The 13,415-nt window shown below is 55.5% G+C and carries 10 protein-coding genes; 5 read left to right on the forward strand and 5 right to left on the reverse strand.

Going from position 1 to position 13,415, the window contains the following annotated elements; all coding sequences use genetic code 11:
* The first annotated feature begins 215 nt into the window (after positions 1–215).
* Entirely contained in the window at positions 216–1,646 is a 1,431-nt protein-coding gene (locus AC0YOB_RS02390; protein ID WP_475791379.1) for an MFS transporter, read from the forward strand.
* A 99-nt stretch (positions 1,647–1,745) separates the two neighbouring features.
* Here AC0YOB_RS02390 and AC0YOB_RS02395 read toward each other — a convergent pair whose 3' ends face one another.
* The 5 genes from AC0YOB_RS02395 to AC0YOB_RS02415 form a co-directional block, all read right to left on the reverse strand.
* Entirely contained in the window at positions 1,746–2,213 is a 468-nt protein-coding gene (locus AC0YOB_RS02395; RefSeq protein ID WP_475791380.1) for a hypothetical protein, read from the reverse strand.
* Between the two features lie 165 nt (positions 2,214–2,378).
* Complete coding sequence (locus AC0YOB_RS02400) at positions 2,379–3,233, reverse strand: SDR family oxidoreductase (protein WP_475791381.1); 855 nt, start codon at positions 3,231–3,233, stop codon at positions 2,379–2,381.
* A gap of 4 nt (positions 3,234–3,237) precedes the next feature.
* The gene (locus AC0YOB_RS02405) at positions 3,238–4,218 is read right to left on the reverse strand and encodes an electron transfer flavoprotein subunit alpha/FixB family protein (protein ID WP_475791382.1); all 981 of its coding nucleotides are present in this window, start codon (positions 4,216–4,218) and stop codon (positions 3,238–3,240) included.
* Complete coding sequence (locus tag AC0YOB_RS02410) at positions 4,215–4,985, reverse strand: electron transfer flavoprotein subunit beta/FixA family protein (RefSeq protein ID WP_475791383.1); 771 nt, start codon at positions 4,983–4,985, stop codon at positions 4,215–4,217. The genes AC0YOB_RS02405 and AC0YOB_RS02410 overlap by 4 nt, the downstream gene beginning before the upstream one ends.
* A gap of 41 nt (positions 4,986–5,026) precedes the next feature.
* A complete protein-coding gene (locus AC0YOB_RS02415; protein ID WP_475791384.1) occupies positions 5,027–5,611 on the reverse strand; it encodes a TetR/AcrR family transcriptional regulator in 585 nt (194 codons plus the stop codon).
* A gap of 169 nt (positions 5,612–5,780) precedes the next feature.
* On the opposite strand from AC0YOB_RS02415, the gene AC0YOB_RS02420 reads away from it, so the two are divergent.
* Genes AC0YOB_RS02420 through AC0YOB_RS02435 form a run of 4 tightly spaced genes read left to right on the forward strand, consistent with a single transcriptional unit; the run spans position 5,781 to position 13,403 of the window.
* Positions 5,781–7,958 (forward strand): heterodisulfide reductase-related iron-sulfur binding cluster, encoded by a 2,178-nt coding sequence (locus AC0YOB_RS02420; RefSeq protein ID WP_475791385.1) that lies wholly within the window; start codon positions 5,781–5,783, stop codon positions 7,956–7,958.
* 27 nt (positions 7,959–7,985) lie between these two features.
* Positions 7,986–10,382 (forward strand): 3-hydroxyacyl-CoA dehydrogenase/enoyl-CoA hydratase family protein, encoded by a 2,397-nt coding sequence (locus tag AC0YOB_RS02425; protein WP_475791386.1) that lies wholly within the window; start codon positions 7,986–7,988, stop codon positions 10,380–10,382.
* A gap of 29 nt (positions 10,383–10,411) precedes the next feature.
* Positions 10,412–11,596 carry an acetyl-CoA C-acyltransferase gene (locus AC0YOB_RS02430; protein ID WP_475791387.1) on the forward strand — a complete coding sequence of 395 codons (1,185 nt, stop codon included), beginning with the start codon at positions 10,412–10,414 and terminating at the stop codon, positions 11,594–11,596.
* Between the two features lie 25 nt (positions 11,597–11,621).
* On the forward strand, positions 11,622–13,403 hold the full coding sequence (locus AC0YOB_RS02435) for an acyl-CoA dehydrogenase family protein (protein WP_475791388.1): 1,782 nt from the start codon (positions 11,622–11,624) through the stop codon (positions 13,401–13,403).
* The last annotated feature ends 12 nt before the right edge of the window (positions 13,404–13,415 follow it).

Below are 13,415 nucleotides of genomic sequence, written 5' to 3' on the forward strand. Positions count from 1 at the left end.
GGCTGCGGCCACCTTTCGTATAGAAGAGGATTAATCATGATCAAGCGTTTGGATAAATCAATACTTGAATGATACCATATTCCATGCTATATTTCTATTGTTCGTTAATTATCGAACTTTACATAAAGGATCATGACCTTTATGAAATCAGACTGCCCGCCTAGAGGGCGGCTGAGCGAATTGGAGAAGAGAACCAATCTGGAGGTGGGTTTGACATGTCACAGACAAATGCATCGGCAGAAGCGGAGACGATCACGCCTCGCACAATGCCGGATGAAGAGGCCCAGGCACAAATGGGCAAGCGGGTTTTTAATGAAAAATGGACGGTGCCGCTGCTGGCATTGACGGTTATGATTGTCATTATGAATACGATGATGTTCAATCTGGCCCTGCCTTCCATTACGCTGCAATTCGAGCTTACGGCAACTGTAGCCTCATGGATCGTAACGGGATACTCCATCGTATTTGCCATATCGTCCATCACCTACAGCCGGCTTTCGGATTTTGTTCCATTACGGACGCTCTTTACCATCGGTTTATTATTATTGGGCCTGGCGTCGCTCATTGGTTTGTTCAGCAGCAGCTTTCCCGTGTTGCTTCTTGCCAGACTGTTGCAAGCCTCCGGCGCGGGCTCCATTCTCAGTATGTCCATTATTCTGATAACCCGCAACGTTCCGGAGCAGCGAAGGGGAAAAGCGATTTCGTTCGTCATATCCTCAAGCTCGCTCGGCTTTGGTCTTGGTCCGGTGCTGGGCGGCGCAATTATGCAATTCTGGGGCTGGAATGACTTATTTGCGGTCACAGCGCTGGTGCTGCCCCTAATTCCGCTGTACCTGATTCTGCTGCCGCGGGAGAAGGCGGGGAGCGGCACATTCGATGCATGGGGCGCTCTGCTGACGGGTATTGGAACAACGGGCCTGCTGCTGTTTTTGACGACGCAAAGATGGGAAATGCTTGTTATCGGCCTTGTTGCAGTAGGATTGTTCATTCTGCGCATCCGGAGCGCCAGCAATCCGTTCGTCGCTCCATCCTTATTCGGCAACCGTCCATATCTGAGCCTCGCGGCGCTTGGCATGGCTTCCTATATGAACAATTTCGCGGTGCTGTTTCTGATGCCGCAAATTCTGGTGCATCTGTTTGGTCTGTCTTCCCTGCAATCCGGACTGATTATATTTCCCGGGGCCATTCTCTCGATGCTTGCTGCCAGAAGCATCGGCCGGATAATCGACCGCCAGGGCAACGGTGTCATGCTGCGGTTCGGACCGTGGCTGCTGACGGCCTCCGCCATTTTGCTGGCTGTACTGGCCGTTCATGCTTATGTAGCTATTCTGATCATCTATATTCCGCTCAGTCTCGCCGTGTCTGCCCTGACCGCAGGAGTTTCCAACGAGATGTCCGTGCTGCTGACGGGAGGGGAAGTCGGAGCAGGCATGGGATTATTCCAGCTGGCCCAGTTCTTCAGCGGGGCGCTGACAACAGCCATTATCGGGACCGCCCTCGTGTGGATGGGCTCGCTGCCGCTCTCGCAGGCCTATACCGATATCTTCTGGGGAATGTCGCTCGTGTCGGCTCTCGGTGTTCTGTTTTCGTTCCTGTACCTGAGACAGCGCGGAGGCAGGCGGCAGAGAAAAGCAGCTGCAGCGTGAAGGAGCAACTCGCCCTGGACGATTGTCAGGTCTGAAAAACAAAAATCCCCGCCGGTTTCTGTTTCTGCCGGCGGGGATTTTTGCGGACACGGAACTATTTTACACAGCTGTTATTAAGGCTGTTGTTTCCCTGGCTTTCGTTTTCCATTCCAGCGTCTGGCTGATTACTTGCGTGAATGCGGGCTGATGCAGCGTCGGAATCACCCATACGGTCTTATCCTGGATAGCCGATCTGGGGAGACGATAGTGATGCTTGTGGATGTTTTCTTCATACGGCTCCTCAGCTTGACTGAGGCGCAGTGCAAGGCGGAAATGTCCGATGACCTTGAATTGATCGCAGAATTCGGAGGACTCGGCAGCCATCCAATGAATGAATTCCACATGCTCGACCTTGAGCAATCTTTTCATTCCCTGATCATTTACCAGCTGGATCCGATCCAGACTGATCGTCTCTTCATTGAGTTGAAAACGGGCCATGTCGAGGGCATGTGCTTTGCTTTTCGCCTTTACCAGATAAGAAACGGTCACATTTAGCGCTGCTTGCTCCATCATTTCATTTTTCATCATCGTGTGGACAACAAACTCCTTCGGCTGCGTATATTTTTTGATCCGCTGTTCATTCTATATAACTATGCCTGAAAAGTTTGCTGTATTCTGGATCATGATTATAACTTTTTTTGTCATTAAACACGGGAAATTGTTCAGTGTTCCGCTGCCGTAACGGATAAAATCTTATTTCCCGCGTTTGGTAAGCTCAGCCAAGCTGTCCCACTGCTCCTTCGTAACACCGCTTAGCCCGTTGAATTCACCGGCTCCCTGCAGCCATTCACCGCCGTCAATCGTGATCACCTCGCCATTAATGTATCCGGCATATTCAGAGATCAGGAACGCCGCAAGATTCGCGAGCTCATCCGGCTCTCCGGCCCGCTTCAAGGGAACGCGGCTAATCAGCTTTTCCGCGAGCTCAGGCGTGGGGGAAAGCCTCGACCAGGCGCCTTCCGTGGGAAAGGGTCCCGGAGCAATGGCAACCTGGCGGATGCCGTAGCGGGCCCACTCCACTGCAAGGGAGCGTGTGAGGGCCAGTACGCCGGCTTTGGCCGCTGCGGACGGAACGACATAGCCAGAGCCTGTGGAAGCATAAGTGGTCACAATATTCAGCATCGTGCCGCCGATCCCCTGTTCAATCCAGCGTTTTCCGACTTCCAGCGTCATATAGAAGGTGCCGTGCAGCACAATATTCAAGACAGCGTCCACCGCGCGCGGGGACAGACGCTCTGTCGGGCTAATGAAATTACCCGCCGCATTATTGACAAGCACGTCGATACGGCCGAACCGCTGCTCCACCGCATCGACAAGCTCATGGATTTGAACCGGGTCCCGCACATCGCAGCTTTTATGGAAAACCTCGCCGCCCATTGCGGTCATGTCTGCCGCAGCCGTCTGCAAAACCTCTTCGCGGCGGCCGGCTATCGCAAGCTTGGCTCCGAGTGACAGGAACTTCTCGCCCATCGCGCGGCCCAGGCCGGTAGCGCCGCCGGTGATCAGTACGACCCTGCCGTCCAGAAGGTCTTTATCGAATGGTCCCATCCCGTCAGCCCAATGCCTTCCGGAATTCCTCGGTCAATAGCGGAACAACCTCGAACAAATCACCCACAATCCCGTAATCCGCCACTTTAAAGATTGGGGCTTCCGGGTCCTTGTTGATCGCAACTATGACGCGCGATTGGCTCATCCCGGCCAGATGCTGGATCGCCCCGCTGATGCCGCATGCAATATAGATTTCGGGAGTGACCACCTTGCCGGTCTGGCCGATTTGCAGCGCGTAATCGCAGTAACCGGCATCGCAGGCTCCGCGCGATGCGCCGACCGCGCCGTTCAGGACGCCCGCCAGCTCTTCAAGCGGCTTGAAGCCATCGCGGCTTTTGACGCCGCGCCCGCCGGACACGACGATTTTCGCCTCGGTCAGATCGATTTTGCCCCCGGTTTGTCTGACAACATCCTGTACGATCGTTCGCAGCGATGAGGAGGGTGCATAATCGGCCTTGACTATCTGCGCCGGTTGCGGGGATGAGGAGGGAGGCAATGCAGGGAAATTGTTCGGGCGGACCGTGACGACCCAGGGGTAACCGTTAAACCGTTTCTTCTCGAATGCTTTGCCGGCATAGATTGCTCTGGTGAAAACTGTATCCTCGCCGGTACCAGTAAGCGTAATGACATCGGAAAGCTGGCCTGCTTGAAGCTTCGCTCCCAAGGCAGGCGCAAGGTCGCGTCCCAGTGCGGTATGACCCAGGAACACCGCGTCGGGGCGGATATTTTCTATGACGGGAAGGAGCGCTGCCGTATAAGACTCAGGGTTGTAATGCTGCAGACCTGCATGCTCAATCAGATGAATTTCGGATAAAGGGTAGGCGGACAGCTCATTTGCCATGGAATCAAGTCCGCTTCCGATGAGGACGGCGGTCATCCGGTCCCCGTCTGCGGCTGAGCTTGCAGCGGCTTGAAGCGCCTCCAGCGTCACTTGACGAATTTTTCCTTCCCTGTGCTCCGCAACAATCAAATATGTTCTGCTCATGAATGAATTCCTCCTTCGCTGTGGAGCACCCGGACGAGCTCGGCCGCCTGCTCCGGCAGCTCGCCCTGCAGAATCCGGCCAACTGCCCTCGCCGGAGGAAGGCTCAGATCGATCCGCAATGTTTTCGGCGCCAGCTGCTCAGGGGTGATTCCAAGATCATCCAGCGTGAGCTGCCGAAAAGGCTTCTTCTTTGCTTTCATAATGCCGGGGAGGGAGGGGTAACGGGGTTCATTCAGACCCTGCTGCGCCGTGAACAGCGCGGGAAGGGAGATCTCGATCAGCTCAAGATCGCCTTCGGCATCCCGCTCCGCTTTCGCGTTCCGGTCCGATAGGGCAAGGCTGGTGATGGAAGAGACATGGGGAATGCCAAGCAGTCCGGCCAGACGGATGGCAACCTGGCCTGCGCCATTGTCCACAGAGAAGTTGCCGCCCAGGATAAGGTCGTACGATTGACCGGCAAAATAGGCCGATAGCACGGACGAGATTGAATACTCGTCGGCTGGAATGCGCTCATCGCAGACCAGGACGGCCTCATCCGCGCCCATGGCCAGAGCGGTTCGCAGCGCCTCGGCGCTTCGCTGCGGCCCAACGGAAACGGCAACAACAAGACCGCCTTCCTGCTCCTTGATCCGGATGGCTTCCTCAACCGCATACTCGTCATAGGGGTTTATGACAAATTTCACCCCATCCTCGGATATTCTGCCGTCCTGAATGGTGATTGTCTCCTCGGTATCGAAGGTTTGCTTTAGAATCACATACACATTCATTAGGGATGCTCCTCTCCAATTTGCGAAAATGGGCAGATCGTTTAAGGGCGCAGCGCCATCAGAAAGAACTCTACGGACTTATCCACCTGGGCGCTGAGGGAATACTTCCGGCCGGAAATCAGCCAGGAGGTAACGGCTTCGTCCATGGCGCCGAATATGAGCAGACGTGTTAATTTAACGTCCAGCCCCTTGCGGAAGGTTCCTTCCTCCATGCCTTGAATCAGAACGGTTTCAATCAATTGAATATACGGTTTAACCGCCTGGCCGATCGATTTGCGAAGCTCAAGGGAGCTTTGGCGAAGCTCAATCTGGGTGACATAAGCCAGATCCGGATTTTTCTCAAGCTCGGTGTAATGAAGCTCGCAAATTTTACGGATCGCTTCGGCTGCGGTTGCGGAGTCCGCAACGCTTTCCTTGAGCTTGCCGATAAGCTCGCCAAGACGCTCGCGGAAAAGCGACACAAGTATATCTTCTTTACTTTTGAAATATAAATATATGGTTCCATCCGCAACGCCGGCTTCACGGGCGATCTTCGATACCTGGGAGCCGTGAAAGCCGGTCTCGGCAAACACCTTGACGGCGGCGCCGATAATCCTTTCGAATTTATCCATTTTTTTACTTGTCATGCCTTCACCCCGATGCTAGAATCTAAACAAAACTGAATGAATCCTCATTCATTTTCTGGTTCCATCTTATGAAATCCTTTGCGTATTGTCAACGCCTAAGAACATAAGATTTTTTTGAAGCCCGATTCTAAGCGCTTACATCCATTATTATGCGAAAGGACGTGTGCTCATGTTCTGGTCGTGGCTGCATTATCTATTATTTTTGACTGTTGTCGGGGCTGCCCTTTCTTTCTTTTACAGAGCGGTTTATCACCGTTATCTGTATGTGAGGCTGGGGCAGCCGGAGAACCGTCCTTTTGACTGGAAAAGCAGGGTGAGGGATCTTGTTTCCCAGGCTCTGGGCCACCGCGTACTCCTGAAGGACCGGAGGAGCGGGATCATGCATCTGATTATTTTTTACGGCTTTATTATTTTGCAGTTCGGGGCGCTTGATCTGATCTACACGGGGCTGTCCGGGGGGCACCCGCTTCCGATTCCCGGTCATGCCGTCTTTGGGCTATCGCAGGAAATCACCGTTCTGCTTATTCTGCTTGCGACCGGTTACGCCGCTTATCGGAGATACGGCGAGAAGCTGAAGCGGCTGAAGAAGGACTGGAAGCCGAGCATCGTTTTGTTTCTGATTTTTTTTCTGATGCTGTCGGTCCTGCTCAGTCTTGGCTTTCACCGCGTTTGGCTTGGCTATGAGGCTTCTGCCTATGCACCGGCATCCTCATTAATCGCAGAGCTTGTGTCTGGAATTTCGCCTGGGGCGGCGAAGGCTGTATTCTTCCTGTTCTGGTGGGCGCATCTGATCATTCTGCTTGCATTCCTCGTCTATATTCCGCAATCCAAGCACTTTCATCTCATTACCGCGCCGATCAATCTGTTTCTTGGCCGCAGCCGGCCTCCGGGAAGACTGCGCAAGCTTGATCTGGAGGATGAGGAAGCAGAAGCGTTCGGCGTTGGCAAAATCGAAGATTTTACCCGCAAGCAGATGCTGGATTTCTATGCCTGTGTGGAATGCGGGCGCTGCACGAACGTCTGTCCGGCCTCAAATACCGGCAAAACGCTGTCCCCGATGCATCTGATCGTGAAGCTCCGCGACCATCTGACGGAGAAGGGCGCAGCAATTACCTCCAAATCGCCTTGGGTGCCTGCTTTCGCATTTCCGGCAGGAGGAGGAGCCCATGCCGTTTCCTCCGCCGGACAGGAAGGAGAGCAGCCGCGTTTCATGATGGATACGGCCGAAATAACGGATATCTCTCCGACCATGGACTGGCATAAAGAAAGCTGGCAGCACGCCGGGAAGAAGCCGGAGGAGCTGGCATTGATCGGCGACGTAATGACGGAGGAGGAGATATGGGCCTGCACAACCTGCCGCAACTGCGAGGATCAATGCCCTGTGGGCAACGAGCATGTGGATAAAATCATCGATCTGCGCCGTCATCTTGTGCTCATGGAAGGAAGCATCCCCCAGGAAGGTCAGCGCGCCATGCAAAACATCGAGCGGCAGGGGAATCCATGGGGAATCAGCCGCAGCGAGCGGAGCAGATGGGTGGAGGAGCTTGCAGGGATAGCCGTCCCGACGGTTAAGGATGCGCCGGATTTCGAGCTGCTTTTCTTTGTCGGCTCCATGGGCTCCTACGATAACCGCTCCCGCAAGATTACCCGCGCGCTGGTCCGGCTCATGCACAAGGCAGGCATCCGTTTTGCCATTCTCGGCAATGAGGAGAAGAATTCAGGCGATACGCCGCGCAGGATGGGCAATGAGCTGCTGTTCCAGCAGCTATGCGCCGAGAATATAGAGACCTTCCGCAAATACGGCGTCAAACGGATTGTCACCGCCTGTCCGCATACCTTCAACACGCTCAAGAATGAATATCCCGAATTCGGGATGGAGGGGGTAGAGGTGCTTCACCATACGCAGCTTCTTGACGAGCTGATTCGTACCGGTATCCTGAAGCCGGAGCATGCTGTGCATGAACGGATTACTTACCATGATTCCTGTTATCTGGGCCGCTACAACAATGTTTACGACCAGCCGCGGAACATTCTGCGGGCGATTCCTGGCGTGGAGCTGATTGAGATGGAGCGTTCGCGGGAGAACGGGATGTGCTGCGGAGCGGGCGGGGGCATGATGTGGATGGAAGAGACCGCGGGCAAGCGGGTGAATTTGGCCAGGGTCGAGCAGGCGCTCGTAACCAGGCCGACCCTTATCAGCAGCGCTTGCCCATTTTGCCTCACGATGCTGGAGGACGGCACCAAGCAGAAGGAGGCAGATGAGCATGTAAAGGCGCGGGATATCGCGGAAATTCTGGAGCTGGCCGTTTTCGGGCCTGTGTCTCACCAGACTTTGTTGCATCAGTGACCAAAACTATAAGGAGGCAGAGAACATATGACAGCCAACATTACCAAAGCCGCCGTTATCGGCTCCGGCGTTATGGGCGCAAGCATAGCGGCACATCTGGCCAATGCCGGCCTATCCGTCCTGCTGCTTGATATCGTTCCGACCCTATTGACGCCGCAGGAGGAGGCCCGCGGCTTGACGCTTGCGCATCCGGAGGTCCGCAGCCGGCTGGCGGCAGGCGCGCTGGCGAAGCTCCCGGGGATCAAACCGTCCCCGCTGTATGATGATTCACTGGCGAGCCTGATAACACCCGGGAACATCGAGGATCATTTGGACCGGATCGGGGAAGTGGACTGGGTCATTGAGGTCGTTGTGGAGAATCTGGCCATCAAGCAGGAGCTGCTGCGGAAAATTGAAAGCCGGTGGAAGCCTGGAATCATCGTCAGCTCCAACACATCGGGCATCTCCATCCATGCGATGGCGGAAGGCCGTTCCGAGGCGTTCAAGAGCCATTTTCTCGGCACTCATTTCTTTAATCCTCCCCGGTACATGAAGCTGCTGGAGGTTATTCCTGGTGAAAGCACCGATCCCGACATTGTGAGCCGGATTGTGGATTGCGGGGAAAGAACGCTTGGCAAAGGGGTCGTCATCGCGAAGGATACGCCTAATTTTATCGCCAACCGGATTGGAACCTATGGTCTGCTTGCGGCGATGCAGATTATGGAGGAGAAAGGCTTTTCCGTCGATGAAGTGGATGCCGTGACCGGCCCGGCGATGGGACGGCCCAAGAGCGCCACTTTCCGGACGCTTGACCTGGTCGGGCTGGATACCTTCGTGCATGTGGCCAATAACGTGGCGGAGAGAACGGACAGCCAAGCGGAGAAGACAGCTTTTGCGCTGCCGCAGGTATTGAAGGATATGGTGGAGCGCGGCTGGATCGGCGAGAAGGCGGGAGGAGGCTTTTACAAGAAAATCAAGGGGGAACAGGGCAGTGAGATCCTGTCGCTCGACCTGAGCACGATGACGTATGCCAAGAGCAGGAGGATAACCTCTGCTTCTCTGGAAGCGGCTAGGGCTGCCAAAGGAGCCGGCAACAAGACGAAGGCGCTGCTTGGCGGGAAGGACCGTTACTCCGGCTTGGCATGGGACATTCTGAAGAAGACGCTAGTGTATGCCGCCGATAGGGCCAATGAAATCGCGGGCTCGATTGCCGATGTCGACAAGGCGATGAAGTGGGGCTTCAGCTGGGAGCGGGGACCATTCGAATTGTGGGATGAGATCGGCCTTATTCCATCCGCTGCCCGTATGGAGGCCGAAGGGACGGCTGTTCCCGCCTGGGTGAAGGATTGGATTGCGGCGGGCAACAGCTCATTCTATCAGCAGGAAGCGGGGGTATCTTTCTATGCTCATGAAGGACGGTACCGCCAGGAAGAGCAGCCTCCGGAAATCATTTCGCTTGCCCGCCTCAAGCAGCAGAACAGGGTGATCCTGGGGAACAGCGGAGCCAGTCTGATCGATGTGGGCAGCGGCGTGGCTTGTCTGGAATTCCATTCGCCGAACAATGCGATTGGCGCTGACATTCTGATGATGATCCAGCAAAGCGTGGAAGAGGTCCGCCGCAATTATGATGCGCTGATTATTGCCAACGAAGGGCGCAACTTCTGCGTCGGAGCCAATATTATGCTGCTTCTGATGGAAGCGCAGGATGAGGAATGGGATGAGGTCGATCATATCATCCGGCTGTTCCAGGACACGATGATGAAGCTCAAGCATTTTGAGAAGCCGGTTGTTGCCGCGCCGCATCGCATGACACTCGGGGGAGGCGTCGAGGTCTGTCTGCCGGCGGACGAAGTATGCGCGAATGCGGAAACGTATTACGGGCTGGTCGAGGTCGGAGTCGGACTCATACCCGCCGGAGGCGGCTGCAAGGAAATGGCTCTGCGCATCAGCCAGGCTCATCCGCAGCCGGAGATCGATCTTCAGCCTTACATCAATGAGATGTATATGAACATCGGGATGGCGAAGGTCTCTTCCAGCGCCCATGACGCGAAGAGGCTGGGGTATTTGCGCCCAAGCGACCGGATTGTCGCCAATCAGGATTATCTGATTCATGAAGCGAAGCAGTCTGCGCTGCGGCTGGCGCAGTCCGGCTATCGGGCAGCCCGGCCGGAGAAGATCAGAGTCATCGGCGAAGACGGCAAAGCCGTGCTGAAGCTGGGTGCAATTGCCATGAAGCAGAGCGGATATATCAGCGAACACGATCTGCTCATTGCGGGGAAGCTGGCCCATGTCATCAGCGGCGGCAGCGTTCCCGCCGGAACGATGGTAACCGAGCAGCATCTGCTGGACCTGGAGCGTGAAGCCTTCCTCAGCCTGTGCGGGGAACCGAAGACGCAGCACCGGATGCAACATATGCTTGCGAAGGGCAAGGCTCTCCGCAATTAATCCACTTAAGAAGGAAGGTGAGTTCATAAATGAGAGAGGCTGTTATCGTATCCGCTGTACGAACCCCGGTAGGGAAGGCGAAGAAAGGAAGCTTCATTCATACGAGAGCGGAAGACCTGGGGAAAATTGTGCTTCAGGCCGTCATCGACCGCGCTCCGGGCGTGAATAAGGAGGACGTGGAGGATATTATGATCGGCTGTGCGATGCCCGAAGGGGAGCAGGGCCTGAATTTTGCCCGCATCATGTCGCTGTATGCCGGATTTCCTTCAACCGTACCGGCTCTGACCATTAACCGGTTCTGCTCCTCCGGCCTGCAGTCCATCGCATTCGCAGCAGAACGGATCATGACGGGCGGCGCCGATATTATCATCGCCGGAGGTGTGGAAAGCATGAGCCATGTGCCCATGACGGGCTTCAAGCCATCTCCCCATCCGGCTATCGTGGATGAGATGCCGGAGGTATACATCGCGATGGGCCACACGGCGGAAAATGTTGCCGAGCGGTTCGGTATTTCCAGAGCGGATCAGGATCGTTTTGCGGCGGAAAGCCATCGGAAAGCGGCGGCGGCTCTGGGCTTGGACATTTTCCGGGATGAAATTATTCCGGTGTCCACATCTCTGAAGGGCTTCGGCGAGGACGGGAAACCGTGGGTGAGACCGCTTGTTCTGGAGAAGGATGAAGGCGTCCGTGCAGATACCACGCCTGAGGGATTGGCAAGGCTGAAGCCTGCCTTCAAGGAGAGCGGCACGGTTACGGCGGGCAACGCCTCCCAGATGAGCGACGGAGCGGCAGCCGTATTGGTGATGAGCAGGGAGAAGGCCGAAGAGCTTGGTCTGAAGCCGCTGGCAGCCTTCAAGTCCTTTGCTCTGGCCGGCGTGGACCCTGAAATCATGGGAGTTGGACCGGTGGAGGCCATTCCGAAAGCGCTCCGGCGGGCAGGACTCCGCACATCGGATATCGGTTTATTTGAAATCAATGAAGCCTTCGCATCGCAGTGCCTGCATATAATCAGAGAGCTTGAGCTTGACGAGAAGCTGGTCAACGTGAACGGGGGAGCCATCGCGCTTGGCCATCCGCTGGGATGCACGGGCACGAAGCTTGCAGCAAGCCTTATTTATGAGCTGCGCCGCCGCGGAGGCGGATTTGGCGTGGTCTCCATGTGCATTGGCGGGGGAATGGGCGCGGCGGGCGTATTTGAAGTGTATCCCGAATAACAATAGAAGGGAGATGTGAAAAGAGATGGAACAAACAGGCAAGAAAGTGATAGGCGGCAGCTTCGTCATTGACGATCTGGATTACAACCTGATCGTTACCCCGGATGAGCTGACGGAGGAACAGCGCATGATCGCGCAGACGACGTCCGATTTTGTGGAGGGGGAGATCATTCCGGTCGACGGTCAAATCGAAAAGCTGGATTACGAGCTGACCGTAAAGCTGATGCGAAAAGCCGGCGAGCTCGGCCTGCTGGGCGCGGATGTGCCGGAAGCCTATGAGGGGCTGGGCCTGGATAAGGTCAGCTCCACGCTGATCAGCGAGCGTTTGTCCAAGGCGTCATCGTTCGCGCTCACGATCGGCGCCCATGTGGGAATCGGAACATTGCCGATCGTCTACTTCGGTACGGCAGAGCAGAAGAAGAAATATTTGCCGGATCTGGCGGCGGGCACGCAGATCGCCGCTTACTGCCTGACTGAGCCCTCCTCGGGATCGGATGCGCTTGGCGCCAAAACAACGGCGCGCTTGTCCGGGGACGGCACTCATTACGTGCTGAACGGCACGAAGCAGTTCATTACAAACGCCGGCTTTGCGGATATTTTCATCGTCTATGCGAAGGTAAGCGGCAAGGATTTCAGCACCTTTATCGTGGAGCGCACCATGGAGGGTGTCAGCTTCGGTCCCGAAGAGAAGAAGATGGGCATCAAGGGCTCGTCAACGCGTCCGCTTATTCTGGAGGATGTGCATGTGCCGGTCCAAAACCTGCTGTGGGAGGTTGGCAAAGGCCATTTGATCGCCTTCAATATTCTGAATATCGGACGCTTCAAGCTGGCAGCCGGATGCCTTGGCGCATGCAAGCAGGCGATTGAGATCAGCGCACAATATGCCAATCAGCGCACGCAGTTCGGCAAACCGATTTCCTCTTTCCCGCTGATCGGCAAGAAGCTGGCCGAGATGAATATCCGAACCTATGTGCTGGAAAGCATGGTTTACCGGACCGCAGGCTTGATGGATGCCGGACTCAGTGAAATCGATCACGACAGCCCGGAAGCCGGTGTCCAGTCCGCCAAAGCCATTGCCGAGTATGCGCTGGAGTATTCGATCAACAAGGTGTTCGGTTCCGAAACATTGGATCAAATCGCGGATGAAGGCGTACAAATTCATGGCGGCTACGGCTTCATTCAGGAATATGCCATCGAGCGCATCTACCGCGATTCCCGCATTAACCGCATTTTTGAGGGCACGAATGAAATCAACCGTCTGCTGATTCCGGGGACGCTGATCAAGCGGGCGATGAAGGGCGAGCTTCCACTGCTCCAGAAGGCGCAGGCGCTTCAAGCGGAGCTGCTGCAGTTGGTGCCGGGACAAACGTTCGATAGTCTCATTGGGGAGGAAGTCCATCTGGTCTCCATGGCGAAGAAAATTTTTCTGATGACAGGCGGAGCGGCCGTTCAGAAGTTCCAGATGAAACTCGAGGAGGAGCAGGAGGTGCTCAGCCATCTGGCGGATATCATGATTCAGCTTTATGCCATGGAAAGCGCGCTTCTTCGGACGCAGCAGAGAATCGCCAGGAGAGGCGAAGAGAAGTCGGCCGCGGCAATCCGGATGACCCGGATCTTTATTCACGAGGCTTTCCAGGCGATTGAAGGTTATGCCAAGGAAACCTTGTCCGCCATTGAGGTGGGAGATATGCTCCGCACCCAGCTCTCGGTTCTCAAGAAGCTGACGCGCCGCACATCCCTGAACACCATTCAGGAGAAACGTCAGATCGCAGCCCTGGTCATTCAGTCAGAAAGCTACGTGCATTAACCCGATTCCATA

It is taken from the genome of Paenibacillus sp. JT31N17, assembly GCF_056269255.1.